We start from the raw sequence: 14,656 nt of genomic DNA on the forward strand, positions 1-14,656 counted from the left end.
TTCGGAGTAGTAAATGATATGATCGGCACCTTGGGCTTTTAAATAAGCTTCTTTTTTTCGAGAACTCGTTTTGGCATAGGTTTCTACGCCTTGTAATTTTAAGAGTTGCAACAATGCGGTTCCAACTCCACCAGCCGCGGCGTGTATCAGAGCACGTTCCCCTTTGCGGGCGGTGTTTACATAGTTACACATGTAGTAAGCGGTAACGTATTGAGTGGCCAAGCACAGTGCTTTACCTGTATCCAAATCTCCTATAGGTGCATAGGCGTAAGATTTCGTAATTACATCTTGCGCATAACCTCCGAATCTACAGAAGGCCACTACGCGTTTCCCAACTTCTTGGTCATCAACATCTTTTCCAACGGCAACAATTTCTCCCACTACCTCGTAACCTAAAACGCAAGGTAAAGGAGGAGTTTCTCTGTACAAACCATTGCGGGCCATTACATCGGCGTAGTTCAGGCCAAATGCACTTACTTTTATAAGAACATCGTCTGCTGCTAAAGTCGGTAGCTGAATTGTTGTTAAGGCAAAAGCTTGCGTAGCTTCACCATTTTTCACCAATTGAAAAGCTTGTGTTGTTACCATGAATTATGCTTTTGCTTCTATCAAAACAACAATTTCTCCTTTTGGAGGATTGGCCTCATAATGTGCCGCCACTTCACTCGGGAAACCAATTTTGAATTCTTCGTACATTTTGCTGAGCTCACGGACCACACAAACGCGTCTGTCGTTACCCACAAATTCTTCCAATTGCTTTAAGCATTTCACCAAACGGTGGGGAGATTCATACAAAATGATAGTACGCTCTTCTTCTGCCAAAATCTTTAAACGGGTTTGGCGACCTTTTTTGTGCGGCAAGAAACCTTCGAAAACGAATTTGTCGCAAGGGAAACCACTTCCCACTAGAGCTGGGACAAATGCTGTAGCACCTGGTAAACATTCTACTTCTATGCCTGCCTCTCTACATGCTCTTACGAGTAAGAATCCGGGGTCAGAAATAGCCGGAGTACCTGCATCAGAAACCAAAGCAACCATATTGGCCGTTTCTATTCTGCTTACGTTGCTTTCCAACGTTTTATGTTCATTGTGTATGTGGTACGAATAACTTTGGTTGTCAATTTCAAAATGCTTCAACAACTTTTTGGTTGTACGCGTGTCTTCGGCTAAAATAAAATCAGCTTCTTTCAACACTTTAATGGCACGTAAGGTAATATCATCTAGATTTCCTACCGGCGTTGGCACTAAAACAAGTTTTCCCATGGTGCAAAAATACGTAGTTAATTAAGAATTGCGAATTATGTATTCAGAATGAATAGACAATGGAACGAAAAAAATCTAATTCTCCAGGTAACCAATACTTAAAAGGCTGTTTATATTAGTGTTTTTAAAAATTTAATATCAATAACCACTTATGAGAATCATATGCCTCCTAACATTTGTATGCCTTTTTCAATTGCCAAACCTTAGTGCGCAGGATTTTAATTTAGTCGATAGTATTCAAATTGATTTAGGTTCTTTTCAAGAAAGGGAGAGTTTTAGTACTTTGTATTGGAGGCAATTTCAAGATAAGATTTATCTCTATGAGAGTTTCGATTCTATTATCGTGGTGAACGATTTGGAGGGGAACAAGGAAGGGACGATAATGTTAGAGTCGGTTCATATATCAAATAAATTTACGCCATGGCGTGTAGAATTTGAAAAGGATAGAATTATTGTGGTGGACGTAATCAGAATGAATTTAAGGGTCTACGATTTAAATGGAAGCTTTTTGCAAGAGATAGATTTGTACAAGTTTTTTGATCAGTACACTCCTTCTCTGGAGGGTCATTTTGAAATAGATTTTGAAAATGAATTGATATATACGGTTTTGGTACCGAATAAGCAGTCAAAATACTTTTTTAAGCTACCTAGAAAACCTGGTAAGTTCTATCAGGAAAGTAGTTTGTTAGGTGTTTATAATTTTGAAGGAAAGCGCTTAGAAAGTTTTGCGAATTATGACCCTCTTTATTCTCAAGGTGATTTGCCCTATAAAGCTGATTATTCTTTTATACGTTTAGGTGATGAATTGATTCTAGAACAAGATTTGGCGCATCAAGTAACTGTGTTTAAAATGAATAATTTAATGTCTTCGCAGTATCATTTTAAAGGAGATTCCATTACGCAAAAGTTGGATGCATTGCCACGTGTTACAGAGGTGTTGACTGAGGAAAGCTATCATGGAATGTTGATAGAATCTTATGGTTATGGCGCCTTCTTATCCTTTAATTCTTCTCAACTTGTTGGTCGGGTTTATTATAAAAGTGCAGAGGATACAACTACCTCTGTTGCTGCAGAGAACACCAAGAAAAGGGTAAAACCGGTTAAGGGTTCTTGCTTAACGCCGAGCGATCAAAAATTGAATCAAAAAGATATTTTAGCAGATAAGGTAATGTACATACGTATGGTAGATTGGAATACGAAAAAGGTGGTGTACGATGGGAGGTTTACATTGAAAGGTGATTTCTTTTTTACAGGTGCTTCTATTCCTGAAAATCAAGTTTGGACCAAAGGCTATAAGGATGGGGTGTTGACGATCTACAAATATGAATTGAATTAGAACATAGAAAAAGGGTGAAATCCAAATTTCTTGGAGTTCCACCCTTTATATTTTAAGTTTTTGATTCCGTAGTTCTTATTTTTTCATCCCCGAAAAATCTGTGGTCAAGAAGAAAATATTCCCTGCAGGATCGGTAAACATGTAATTCCCAGGCAATACTTGTCCACCAAACTCCAAAGCTTCAACCGCATAGTTGTTGGCTCTCATCTCTGCTGCTAAAGAATCATTTTCGTTGATTCCATGTCCTGAATAAGTAAACAACTCTCCGTGCCACATGCCTTTTGTTTCGTGTAAGCCTAGGGTCAGTTGACCGTCGTAACCAATCGTGTATCTATAAGGAACTCCTTCTTCGTGTATACCTTGACTTTCAAATCCAAGTGCTGTGTAATACACTAAACTACTATCTACGTTTTCAACTGCTAAAGCATACTCTTGGAAGATACCTGCTTTCGGATTCGGGAAATCGAATTTCTTGGTGGGGTTAAATACAATATCCGCAACCTGAATATCTTTTTTGGGTGCTTTGGGTTCATTAATTACAACGAAACCTAAAGAATCTGGAGCGAAATAGACATTAAACCATGCGTCTCCGTTTTCTCTTTTTAACTCCATTTGAGGACTGACATTTATGGCTTTAAGCGTTTTGTAAACGTTTACTGCGTCCTCTGAGTGGTACGCAGGTCCCATATAATTCATAGTATCTTCGTTAATGGTCAAACTCATACTTCCATCATACATTGCAGACCATTTCCAAGGAGTAGAGCTTGAGTCTTCGACGTGCCACCCTAATGTTTGGTAAAATTGAATGGTTTCCTCGTAATTCTTAGTTCCTATCATGATGTTTACAGCTTCTCCTAATAAAGGAGTTGTTTCAGCTGCTTGGGCAACTGTATCTACCGCTAATGTATCTGTTGATGGTACTTCAGGTGTTGTGTCCACTTGTTCAGAATTACAAGAGTACAGCGCAAGAAGGGCACAAGCCATTGTAAAGATTGTACTTTTCATAAAATAGTGTTTCAAACAAAGGTAAGTCTATTTTTACGAGACTTAAATGAGAAGTTCATAGAAAATCTATCGCGTAAGCGCCACGTAATCTTTCAATACCTTTTTCAAAAAGGTCATTTTCTTTTTGGGTACTTCCGGGAGTTGAAGTTTTTCTACCAATTCATGGACAAGTTCAATGGCAATCTCTCGTGTTGCAGGGTTGTTGTATTCCTCCACGCGTTGTATTACCTTTTTGATGAACATCATGTCTTCATCCGTAAATTGTTCTACTTCCGGATATTCAATCTCCGTTTTTTCCTTGTTGAGGTTGAGCACTTGGTTTAAGGTATAATCAAACGTTGGGTTAAGTTTAACCACAACAGTATTTGCCATCATGTCTGCTAATCGTTGCGATCTTTTGGAGATAAGTATTACCACAGCTTCTATAGGAAGAATAATAAAGGCCAATCCTTTGAATAACCAGCGTAAGAAATATTCGTTTAAACTTGCATTGTCGCCGTTTACCTTCATTACACGTATTCCTAATGCTTTTTTTCCTAAGGTTTGTCCCTTGGTGATATATTCCAGCATTGGAGAATAGAAAAAAGCAGGTAGGGTAAGTAAAAAGTAAAGGGTAAGATAAAGTTTTGCTTCTTCGTTTCTGGTGGATAAACCAGAGTTTTCCATCGTAAGGGTGATGATGAACATATAGAAACCAAGAATTACCAAATCTAAAAGGTACGCGGTAAAGCGCTGACCTAGTCCTGCAAGCTCAAAGGTAATTTGAACATTCTGTGCGGTTTTAATGGAAATGGTTTTCATGTGTTGCTAATATAATTGAATTTGCCGAAAAATGCTTTTGGAGTTAGGTATTCAATCTGATTTACTTTTGTAAGTATCTATGAATTAATTGTGCTTTTACTTGAAAGCTTAAATCTAAATATTATTTTAGCTAGCCTGATGTAAGAAAGCTTACGCCGCATACTACAGAATGAAAGAAACTACCTTCATAAATAAAAACAAAGAAAAGTGGAAACGCTTTGAGAAACTCAGTAAGGGCAATAATACCGATCCTGAAGAACTGGGAGAATTATTTACGGAGGTCAATGAAGATCTAAGCTTTGCACAAACATTTTACGAGCGCCGAACGGTGAGAGCTTATTTGAACCAAGCGGCACAAGGTGTTTATGGGCGACTCTACAAGCAGAAAGGAGATTCTTTAAAAAAGTATTGGAAAACTTGGTCCATCGTCATTCCCTTAGAACTCTATAAATCACGTAAGAATTTGCTCTTTGCCCTTGTAATGTTTATGCTTTGGGTGGTAATTGGAGCCATAACAACACATTATTTTCCAGACTTTGTTGATATGGCTGCAGGTAGAGGGATGATTGCCAGAGGTGAACGCTTTATTGGGCAAGATGACCCCTTTGGTTTTTATGGAGACTCCGGTAGTTTTGAGATGTTTTACACCATTACATTGAATAATATTAAAGTTGCTTTCCTCTGTTTCTTGGGAGGGATATTATTCTCCTTTGGAACGCATTATTTGGTTTTTAAGAATGGAATGATGTTAGGGTCCTTCCAATATTTTTATGTGTTGAAGGGACTTGGATTGTCTTCCTTTTTAGCCATTTGGATTCACGGAGCTTTTGAGATAAGTGCCATAGTTGTGGCTGCGGGAGCAGGTTTTACGCTTGGGCATAGTTTGCTTTTTCCAGGTTCCTATTCGCGATTACAATCCTTTCAGTTGGGGGCGAAGAGATCTATGAGAATCATGATAGCACTGGTGCCTGTCTTTATTATTGCGGGGTTCCTTGAGAGTTATGTTACGCGTAATTACGCCAGTTTACCTGATTGGTCCAAGTGGTGTATCATTATTTTCTCCTTTGCTTTGATGTTGATTTATTTTGTGATTTATCCACAGTATTTAGCGCGTAAGCATCCAGAGTTACTACAAGAAAATGAAAGTGTTAATCAGCTGCCTTCACATGAGGTGAGTCTGTATAAGATTAGAAATTTCACGGATATTATTTCAGATACTTTTCAGTTATACCGACAGAAGTTTTATGTTTTTATGAAGATTAACCTTAGCATCACCTTGCCTTTAATGTTGCTGCTTTCAGGTTTTCAGTTTATCACGCATAGTTATGATTTCGCCTTTGAATATCCGGAGGATTGGATCAATTTGTTGAGTATTCTTTTTGGTAACCCTTATGGGCAGACCTTTATTGAAACTGATTTTTTTGCTCTGTTTTTATGGGTCTTACCCTTAACATCTTTGGCTTCGGCAGTTTATTACGCAATTTCAAGCGCTAGTGAAAAGTTTGTGTGGAAGAATTACTTTTCTTTCTTGTCTAAACAAGGGTTTAAAGTTTTTGTAGGTATCGCCATTTTTTATGCCTTCATGGTTATATTACCTTCTTATCTTATATGGGCAGGAATTTTTATTGTTCCCTTTCTTTTCAATGTATTGTCTTTAGGAGTTTATGATCAGAAAGGACTTGGCTTAGGAAAGTTTATGAAATACGGTGCTAAATCTTGGGTGTTTAATTTCGTATTGGTCCTATTCCTGTCTGCCATGGTCATTTTGTTTGCACAACCTATTGCATTTGTGATGGCCTCAGAGGATATCAATGAAATTCCAGATTTATTGGATGTATTTACTGATTTTATTCGCATGATTTTAGCGGACGAAACTCCTTACACCATAGAAATTGTAAACGGTATAAGGGTGTTTGTTTACCTCATTTTTATACTCCTAGTATTTCCATTAGTACTCATCGCCTCGGCTTTGTCGAGTTACAAATCAATAGAGGAGGAAGAAGCTCCAGCGCTTAGAAAAGAGTTTGAGCGTTTTGGAAAAAGAAGTAGAACCGTTGAAACGAAAGGAGATTATGAGTAAAGTAATCTGTACTCTACTGTTGTTATTCGCCTTTCTTTCTTGGGGACAAGAAACGGATTTAAAAAAGGAATGGGATAAACTACAAAAAAGCGTAGAATATGGCGAAGCCTCTCGTAAATCTAAGCCGAATAATGACAGGGTTTATCCGGATAAATTAGAAGAAAATGTTGATGATGAGGTGGGGTATACAACTCCTGCTGATAATACGAGCGAGGATGAGATTCTGGCGAACCGCGAGAGTCAATTTGGTCCATATAGAGGTGATGGTGGAATTAAGAAAAACAATCGAGAGTCTATCATAAGAGAAGCTCCTAAATACGATCCAAACATACCCGACACTCCAGATGTTGAACCGTTAGACGTGGATCCACCAGATCGTTGGGAGATTTCTGAAAATGTATGGCAAGTAATACTTATACTGCTCGTACTTTTTATCGTAGTGTTTTTGTTGTATTACTTCTTTATTCGTAATGCAAGTGTTGAGGTTGATAGTCAAAACATAGTACCTGATCTAGAGGAGTGGAATCCAGAGGAGGTAACGAAGACAGAATTAGAAATTTTGCTCGAAAACGCACTAGCTAAGGAAGATTATCGACAATGTGTCCGCGTGTACTACACCTTCATTTTACAATCCTTAATTAAGAAAGGATGGATTAAATACAAACAAGATAAAACCAATGCACATTACCAAATAGAGATGTTGCAACGTCCTGTGCACCTTGAATTTTCTAAAGCTGTACGTTTATATGAATTGGTGTGGTATGGTCATTATGACATCAATGCCAGCATTTACCAAAGTTTAGAACCCGAGTTAAAAGCGCTCTACCAAAAAATTGATGCAAATGAGGGGAAATAGATTGGTAATGTTAGCGGGTGGACTCATCCTATTTGTGGTGATACTGGTACTTTTATTCAATTCTTCATCTGGGGAGGAGAATGTAAAGGATAAGGATGGAAAAAGTTATTACTCTAACAATTGGAAACACAGATATGGCTGGGATAATTTACATCCCAATGGTTTGTATTTGTTCAATGAATTAATGAACAAGAGTAGCAACTTTGAGGATATCTATTACGTGAAAAATCATTTACTTTTAGATTCTCTGCTACAAGAAGATAGCGCGGCATTTGCATTTATCGGGGAGAATTTCTACCTCACAAGTAATGAGATAAGTGCCCTAATGGCTAGTGTGGGTAAGGGGTCCAAGTTATTTTACTCTTGTAATGTAATGGATTACAACCTGCATGGTCAATTACTGAGTTTTAGTGATTACAAATTCGTCTACAATAAAGAAGTAGAGCTTACGCACAATGGAGATACTTTGCGTTTAGCCAAACGTTTTGAAGGTGATACCATTTTTGGAAGATGGAATGTATACGACACTACGAAATTTTATGATTACAAGCCTTTGCTCAGTTTGGAGGGATATCCATACAGTATAGAACTTAATTATGGAGTAGGTAAAATTTACGGACATTTAAATCCTGAAGCATTTTTCAATTATCAACTCAAAGGGGAAGATGGGTTTAAACATTATGCTGCTACCTTCGGAAAACTCAAAGCCAAGAAACTTTACCTTTTAGAATTTGCAAATTACGATCCAGAGATAATATATGACGGGAATGACGAGGAAGAGAATGATTCCTTGTTTAAACCACTCTTAAAGTATCCAAGTTTTAAATGGGCTTTGTTCACTTTCATTATTGGTTTTATCGCATTTATTATTTTCAGAAGTAAAAGGGAGCGACCTGTTATTCGTATTCAAGAAGAAAAACAGCTTTCGGCGCTTTCTTATGTTGATACTATTGCAGGGATTTATTTCGATAGAAAGCAACCCGAAGATGCCTACAAAATGATGAAGGCAAATTTCTATTTAAATGTGCAGAAGTACTTTTATTTAGATCTTAAAAATGAAAAAGAAAAAGCCAATGTTTTGTTGAGCGAAAAAGCGAACATGTCTCTTTCAGAGGTGGATCATTTATTGGCCTTAGTAGAAAGCAAGAAAGAAATTAGTTTTCAAGATTTAGAAATCCTTAACAAAGAACTGCGCAAATTCTATTTGAAATCTGAAATCTGGAAGGAAGAGGAAGAAACTAAAATTGCAGAAAGTTACATCACTTTTAACAGAGGTCTTTTCGCTCCAACGCTATTGATGTTACTTGGTGCGCTGTTAATAGCAGCTTCATTTATGTTGTTGACTTATTCTGTAGGAGTTGGTATATTGCTGTGGCCGCTTGCTATTGCATCTTTTGTTTTCGCCAACAGGATGATGAGTAGACCTATATTGCGACATAATATTCATGAAATTATAGTCTATCCTATTCTAGGTAAACCCTATCACTTGAAGGTTGAAGATGTGTATCAAGCCAAGAATTTGGGGAAAGATTTACTGTTGAAGATCATAGATAGAGAAGAGGTTAAAATAAGTTTACTGAATTTAGATAAAAGAAATATTAAGCTTTTGGAAAACTTAGTTTTCCAGATAAATAACAAAGGAAATGATAGAAGATAATAATACAGAGCCGAACGAACATGAAGCTGTGAACCCTGAGTCACAACAACAAGAAGAAACTCAGCAGGTAGAACGTGTCGAAACTTCCTCTAACGCTTTTGGATTTGAAAGAGAAAACGAAGATTTGATTTGGCTTACACAAAAGGTGAACGATATTCGCATTCAATTTTCTAAGTACGTTATTGGTCAGCAAGAAATGGTTGAATTACTCATGGCTGGAATATTCTCAGCGGGTCATATTCTTTTAGAAGGTGTTCCCGGAGTAGCCAAAACACTCTCTTCTAAAGTGTTGGCCAAAGCATTAGATGTAGATTTTTCGCGTATACAATTTACGCCAGACCTAATGCCGAGTGATGTGATTGGGACTTCTATTTTTAACATGAACGAAAGTAAGTTCAACTTTAAAAAAGGTCCTATTTTCTCAAATATTGTATTGATAGATGAGATTAACAGAGCTCCAGCCAAAACCCAAGCTGCCTTGTTTGAGGTGATGGAGGAAAGACAGATAACTTACGATGGAGTAGAGTATGCCATGCAGTTTCCATTCTTAGTGGTGGCCACTCAAAACCCTGTTGAACAAGAGGGTACCTATAATTTACCGGAAGCTCAGTTAGACCGTTTCTTGTTCAAAATCAAATTAGATTATCCATCTCAAGTAGATGAAACCATGATATTGCAACGCTATAAATCCAATATCAAAGCTCCGAGTTTAGATGAGGTTATGGCTGTGATTAACGCCGAAGATGTGCGTCGCGTGCAAGAGTTGGTGAAAGAGGTGATTGTAGAGGATAAATTGTTAGAATACATTTCTGCCATCACGGTTAAAACGAGAAATCACGGCAAGGTGTATTTAGGAGCTTCACCAAGGGCTTCTTTGGCAATTCTTAAGAGTGCAAAAGCGATGGCTGCTATAAAGGGAAGAGATTTTGTAACTCCAGATGATATTCAGTTTGTGGCGCCTCACGTGCTTAATCATAGGTTAATTTTAACACCTGAAGCAGAAATAGAAGGTTATGCTACGGAAGATGTGATTACTGAAATCGTTAAAAACATAGAGGTGCCGAGATAAGATGATAAAACACCTTTTTATATCGCGTTTTTTCTTCGTGCTTTTGGCAGGAGTGGTGTTACTCTTTATCTTGAGCTATGCCTGGAGTTTTTTATTCTTGGTAGCCCAAGTAGGAGTGCTGAGTTTAATAGCATTGAGTTTGCTCGATTTTCTTGTGCTTTTTGCCAATAAATCCATCCTAAAATTCCAGCGTATTTTTCCTCGTAGAGGAGATTTAAATGATGAAGCTCATGTAAGTTTACGTGTGGTTAACTTGAGCGCACAAGTATTAAAGTTGACGATATATGAAGGTTTTCCGGAGGAGTTGCAAGAACGATCAAAAGCATTTTCGAGTTCTTTATTACCCAAAAGATCAGAAAGTTTTAATTACTCTTTTACTCCAAAGCGTCGAGGAGATTACCGCTTTGAGAATACGCATATTTTTGTACAAAGTGTACTGCGTTTGGTAAAAAGACGTGTTGTGGTTGTGCAAGATGATGTCATGGAGGTATATCCTTCGATTCAACAAATGAAATTGTATGAGCTAAAAGTTTTTAATCAATCTCAGGTTCGCGGAATTAAAAAGATTAGAAGTTTAGGACACAACAACGAATTCGAACAAATTAAGAGCTATACGCAAGGAGACGATATAAGAACGATTAACTGGAAGGCAACTTCGCGTAGAAATGAATTGATGGTAAACCAATACCAAGACCAACGCGCACAGCATGTTTATTCGGTGATTGATAAATCGCGCTCTATGGAGATGGCTTTTGACGGTATGAGTTTACTCGATTATGCAATCAACTCTTCTTTGGTATTTTCCAACATCGCCTTGAGAAAAGGAGATAAAAAAGGAGTGATTACTTACGCCGATAAAATAGGAACAAAGTTAGCCGCCGAGGGTGGAAGAGCGCATTTAAAGCGTATCATGGAAGTTCTCTACAACCAACGTACGCAGTTTAAAGAAGCAAACTTTCCTTTGCTTTACCAAAGCTTAAGATCTAGTGTTAAAGTGAGAAGTTTACTCATGCTTTATACCAATTTTGAAACCGAACAAGCCATGCACAGAGCCTTACCTTTGTTGCGTAAACTCAATGCAAAACATTTATTGGTTGTGGTGTTTTTTGAAAATACACAGTTGCGCGAAAGCATTGTAAAACCACCGGAAAATATGCGTGATATTTATGTAGGTGCAGTAGCAGAAACTACCGTAAATGTGAAACGTAAAATTGCACTGGAGTTAAATAGAAATGGTATTCAAACCATACTAACCAAGCCAGAGGAATTAAATGTGAAAACCATTAATAAGTACTTATCCTTAAAGTCGAAAGGGATGATTTAGGTTGTGTTTAATACTTTAGGACTAATTTTTGGGTGATGCTCTTGCTATTCGAACTCAAACGTACCACATACATTCCCTCACTCATATGCTCATTCAGTTTTAGGGTGAATTGAGATACTCCACCGGGGGTGTTCTTCAATGCCTGTTGATGGATGATTTTGCCATCAAGACTAAGAAGCGTGAATTCGAGATCCTCCTCAGTAGTAGTATGAATATCAATAGTTAATAATCCTTGATTCGGATTTGGATACACTCGCATTTGTAAGTCAGAATTACTTTGTGGGTTAGGGGTGTGTACTTCTAAATCTTCTCCTTGGACGATGTATACTTTGAAGATTTGGTTGCTTGCTAAACTTTGACTTCCATCATTGATGAAAAAGATATTGGGTGCAGAGCTTTCAATACCTCCATATATGTATCCTAAAAACGTAGTGTCAGCATTTAGGTTAGCAAGTTGAAATACATGATTACTATACTGCGGAAGTGTATCATTAGGTATGAATTCAGCACCCGCTCCCATTAATGCAGGAAGTTCTATAGGGAGCTTGTATTCAGTCATAACACCGTTAGCATCTCTTGTTACGCGAGCTATAGTCTTTACAAAGGGTACATTGTCGTCTTGGACTAATACACCTGAAGAATCATAATACTGCGCTATTCCTCCGAAAAAAAGCGTATGCATTTCGTTGGTGTTCACATTGTATAAAGGAACCACCGGACAATGATAATGGTTATAGTACTGTTGGAAATTGGCCTCGAGTGTATAACCATTTGTATCTACGGTTACGCTGCTTAGAAAAGGTAAATTAACCGTGGGTTGAAAAACTCCGGAAAACATACTTACACCTTGTGCTCCGTTAGGTAATACTTGGGCTTCGGCATTGTAATCTCTTCTGTGTAAATTCGCAGCATCAATGTATGGAGTAAGATGGGTGACTGTTAAATTCACTCCGTCATCATTAATTTTAAATCTACGTATTGCATTGGTGTATTCTTGTATGAAACCAGGACCGTTATTCGGTCCCATAGGGTTGTACTTACCAATAAATTTTTGACCACCCAGTAAATAATAGGTATCGTAAACTTTTTGTAAGCGGCCTCCGGTTACTTGAAATTGTGAATCTGTAATTTGTCTAAAATAAGTATTGAACCCCGTGTTATTCATAACGGCATTAATTACTTCCGGAACATCTATTGCTGTAAGGTAGGGGAAAGTAGTGTGATCTCCAGCTGTTGCGCTGTACCCATATCCTCCAAGGACATATAACATATCCCCTTCTTGCTTGAAATTCATGTTGGTAGAACTAAGTTGTTCTTGAATACCTTGTGGTAAACTACTCAATGGGGCTGTCCATTTTTGTAAGCTTACAGGATCAAAGACAATGAGTTGATTGTTATGTCCAGCAATGTCAAAAGAAGCCCAAGGTTGTCGTCGGTGCAGCCCGTCTAAACGGCCACCTATTAAAAGCCATTTACCATTGTGTTGACCAAAAGCGTAGGATTGTAAACCACCTATGTTATTCGTACTAATGGTTTCAATATAAATGTTAAATGGTATTTGAGCATTTATCGTATTTATTCCTAGGATGAAGGAAAAAAGTAGGAGTCCAAAAATATTTTTCATGATGCTGTCAAGTTACTCAATATAAGCTTATTCAGGGTAACAAAGGTTACAGTAGAGGCGTTGATTTTTATCAATAGTATAAAGGGAAGTGTGGAGGTTTAAAACAAGCAATAAGGGAAAACGGACTACCTTTTTATTAATTGTTAACGACTGCTTTAGGTTCCTTTCTTCGAGAAGTAAATGTATCTGCTTGTTAAAATAGGTGATGAAAATGGATGAAAAAGAAAAAAATAGTTGAGAATGAACTTTATATGAACATATATGTTTTCTTTAGCTCAAGGAAATGTAATTCCTTCATAAAGAAAGTAGTTAACTTTCGGATTAATTGTTTATTTTCGTTCAAAGCATGTCAGTAAAAGTAAATATAGAAAACCTCGTACAAGACCTCCAAAATGGTGAGGAACAGGCGTTGGCGACTATTTACGACATGTACTCTGATGCGCTTTACGGTTTAATTTTAAAAATTGTAAAAGACGACGGATTAGCACAGGATATTCTACAAGATTGTTTTGTTAAGATTTGGCAAAAGGCACAAACTTATGATGCTTCTAAAGGCTCATTCTTTACCTGGATGTTAAACGTTTGTAGAAATAAATCTATAGATGAATTACGTAAGGTAGATAGACACCGAAAGGGGAAAGATGAAATTGGTCATGCAACCGATTACAAGAAGCAAGGTATAGAGCGCAACATCGATACAATTGGGTTAAAAGATATTGTTGATGAATTGCCAGATGATCAAAAGTTAATCGTGGAGTACCTCTATTTTAAAGGTTATACACAGCAAGAAACTTCGGATGAGTTAAATATACCATTGGGAACCGTTAAATCGCGTTCTCGAATGGCAATTAAGGCATTGAAAGATAGTTTTGTAATAGTTTTATTGATTTGGATACAAAAGAATATATAGCATCTGGCATACTGGAAAGTTATGTGATGGGTACCGCTTCTGAACAAGAACAGCGAGAGGTACACTGCTTGTCTTCTATTTATCCAGAAATTAAGGAGGAGTTGAATAGGATTCAACAAACTTTAGAAGACTATGTGCAATCCATAGCGGTTACTCCTCCTGCAGGAACCAAGGAAGCTATATTAGCCAAGATTAAAGATGTTCCGCAAGAGAAAGTAATGAAGAAGGTAGAAGAACCTAAGCTTGAGAAAGAAACGAAGGTTGTTCAAATGCCGACTTACGCCAAGTTGAGTTTGGTAGCTTCTATTGCAATTGTTGTTGGTGTGAGTGCCATGTTTGTGATGAAGTCACAAGAAAATGCAAGGTTGAATAATGAGTTGAAAGCCTTAAATTCTCAAACCGAACAAAAGCAAAACGAATATTTAGCCAGTTTAGAAAATCTGGAGAAAGAAGTTGCAGCCAGTAAAGAATTACAAGATTTTGTATTGAACGAAGGTACAGAAGAGGTTGTTTTAGCTGGAACGGAAAATCACCCAGAGGCAAAAGTTAGAGTATACTGGCACAAAGAAACGCAGGCCGTTATTGTGAAAAACGATGCCTTACCTGCTCCAACTGAAGGTAAACAGTACCAATTGTGGGCTTTGGCAGATGGAGTTCCAGTAGATTTGGGTGTGTTAGACAAAGAATTCGCGGTAACTCCAACGCGTAAAATAGGGGTGAATGAACTGCAA

General features: G+C 37.6%; 13 protein-coding genes. 8 read left to right on the forward strand and 5 right to left on the reverse strand.

The features are described from left to right. Positions 1-588 (reverse strand): quinone oxidoreductase family protein (locus AC22ZQ_RS06495; RefSeq protein WP_318957971.1); only part of this gene is annotated, 588 nt, incomplete at its 3' end. Positions 589-591: 3 nt separating this feature from the next. Continuing rightward, positions 592-1,263 carry a 16S rRNA (cytidine(1402)-2'-O)-methyltransferase gene (gene rsmI, locus AC22ZQ_RS06500; protein WP_318957972.1) on the reverse strand — a complete coding sequence of 224 codons (672 nt, stop codon included), beginning with the start codon at positions 1,261-1,263 and terminating at the stop codon, positions 592-594. 151 nt (positions 1,264-1,414) lie between these two features. On the opposite strand from rsmI, the gene AC22ZQ_RS06505 reads away from it, so the two are divergent. Next, positions 1,415-2,599 carry a hypothetical protein gene (locus AC22ZQ_RS06505; RefSeq protein WP_318957973.1) on the forward strand — a complete coding sequence of 395 codons (1,185 nt, stop codon included), beginning with the start codon at positions 1,415-1,417 and terminating at the stop codon, positions 2,597-2,599. Between the two features lie 75 nt (positions 2,600-2,674). Here AC22ZQ_RS06505 and AC22ZQ_RS06510 read toward each other — a convergent pair whose 3' ends face one another. Beyond that, positions 2,675-3,604, reverse strand: a complete 930-nt coding sequence (locus AC22ZQ_RS06510) for a hypothetical protein (RefSeq protein WP_318957974.1) — start codon at positions 3,602-3,604, stop codon at positions 2,675-2,677. Positions 3,605-3,670: 66 nt separating this feature from the next. Continuing rightward, complete coding sequence (locus tag AC22ZQ_RS06515; protein ID WP_318957975.1) at positions 3,671-4,405, reverse strand: RDD family protein; 735 nt, start codon at positions 4,403-4,405, stop codon at positions 3,671-3,673. Between the two features lie 169 nt (positions 4,406-4,574). Here AC22ZQ_RS06515 and AC22ZQ_RS06520 point away from each other — a divergent pair, with 169 nt between their 5' ends. The 5 genes from AC22ZQ_RS06520 to AC22ZQ_RS06540 are packed head-to-tail and all read left to right on the forward strand — an operon-like array spanning position 4,575 to position 11,391. Beyond that, positions 4,575-6,485, forward strand: coding sequence for a stage II sporulation protein M (locus tag AC22ZQ_RS06520; protein ID WP_318957976.1), 1,911 nt, complete (start codon positions 4,575-4,577; stop codon positions 6,483-6,485). Further along, a complete protein-coding gene (locus AC22ZQ_RS06525) occupies positions 6,478-7,341 on the forward strand; it encodes a hypothetical protein (protein WP_318957977.1) in 864 nt (287 codons plus the stop codon). Before AC22ZQ_RS06520 ends, AC22ZQ_RS06525 begins: the two co-directional genes overlap by 8 nt. Continuing rightward, entirely contained in the window at positions 7,328-8,998 is a 1,671-nt protein-coding gene (locus AC22ZQ_RS06530; RefSeq protein WP_318957978.1) for a hypothetical protein, read from the forward strand. The genes AC22ZQ_RS06525 and AC22ZQ_RS06530 overlap by 14 nt, the downstream gene beginning before the upstream one ends. Continuing rightward, entirely contained in the window at positions 8,985-10,067 is a 1,083-nt protein-coding gene (locus AC22ZQ_RS06535; protein WP_318957979.1) for an AAA family ATPase, read from the forward strand. The genes AC22ZQ_RS06530 and AC22ZQ_RS06535 overlap by 14 nt, the downstream gene beginning before the upstream one ends. A gap of 1 nt (position 10,068) precedes the next feature. After that, a complete protein-coding gene (locus AC22ZQ_RS06540) occupies positions 10,069-11,391 on the forward strand; it encodes a DUF58 domain-containing protein (protein ID WP_318957980.1) in 1,323 nt (440 codons plus the stop codon). A gap of 7 nt (positions 11,392-11,398) precedes the next feature. Here the strand turns inward: AC22ZQ_RS06540 and AC22ZQ_RS06545 are convergent, their stop codons facing one another. Then, positions 11,399-13,015, reverse strand: a complete 1,617-nt coding sequence (locus tag AC22ZQ_RS06545; RefSeq protein ID WP_318957981.1) for a T9SS type A sorting domain-containing protein — start codon at positions 13,013-13,015, stop codon at positions 11,399-11,401. Positions 13,016-13,361: 346 nt separating this feature from the next. Here AC22ZQ_RS06545 and AC22ZQ_RS06550 point away from each other — a divergent pair, with 346 nt between their 5' ends. Continuing rightward, positions 13,362-13,925, forward strand: coding sequence for an RNA polymerase sigma factor (locus tag AC22ZQ_RS06550; RefSeq protein ID WP_318957982.1), 564 nt, complete (start codon positions 13,362-13,364; stop codon positions 13,923-13,925). Then, on the forward strand, positions 13,904-14,656 hold a 753-nt coding region (locus AC22ZQ_RS06555), incomplete at its 3' end, for an anti-sigma factor (RefSeq protein ID WP_318957983.1). The genes AC22ZQ_RS06550 and AC22ZQ_RS06555, both read left to right, overlap by 22 nt.

The sequence above is a fragment of the Lishizhenia sp. genome (genome assembly GCF_057456495.1).